General features: G+C 48.8%; 2 tRNA genes. Both read left to right on the top strand.

The window, feature by feature from the left end:
• Positions 1-142 precede the first annotated feature (142 nt).
• Positions 143-219: transfer RNA gene (locus tag E2491_RS14780), tRNA-Ile, on the top strand.
• A gap of 21 nt (positions 220-240) precedes the next feature.
• Positions 241-316: transfer RNA gene (locus E2491_RS14775), tRNA-Ala, on the top strand.
• The last annotated feature ends 143 nt before the right edge of the window (positions 317-459 follow it).

Here is a 459-nt window from a genome sequence, read left to right as displayed (position 1 = left end):
GTCGTAACAAGGTAGCCGTATCGGAAGGTGCGGCTGGATCACCTCCTTTCTAAGGACATTGTGTGACCCCTTGCGGGGAATACCACAATACAGAAACGTGACGCACTTGGTTGTTTAGTTTTGAGGGTTCAACCTTCAAAAGGGGCCTATAGCTCAGCTGGTTAGAGCGCACGCCTGATAAGCGTGAGGTCGGTGGTTCGAGTCCACTTAGGCCCACCATATAAATTTCATACCCAATACGGGGCCTTAGCTCAGCTGGGAGAGCGCCTGCCTTGCACGCAGGAGGTCAGCGGTTCGATCCCGCTAGGCTCCACCAACCACACTCTTTCGAGTGGGAAACATCACTCGGAATTTTTTACTGTGTGAAAATCCTGATTTTCTTCTTTCTTCTATAGAAAGAGTGATCAGATTCGTTCCTTGAAAACTGGATAACGACATCAAACAAAGCAAGATAAACCG

The sequence above is a fragment of the Jeotgalibacillus sp. R-1-5s-1 genome, from assembly GCF_004405105.1.
In the GTDB taxonomy this organism is placed as follows: domain Bacteria; phylum Bacillota; class Bacilli; order Bacillales; family Jeotgalibacillaceae; genus Jeotgalibacillus.
Note: the sequence above shows the minus strand (reverse complement) of the source record. Positions and strands in the feature narration are given on the sequence as shown.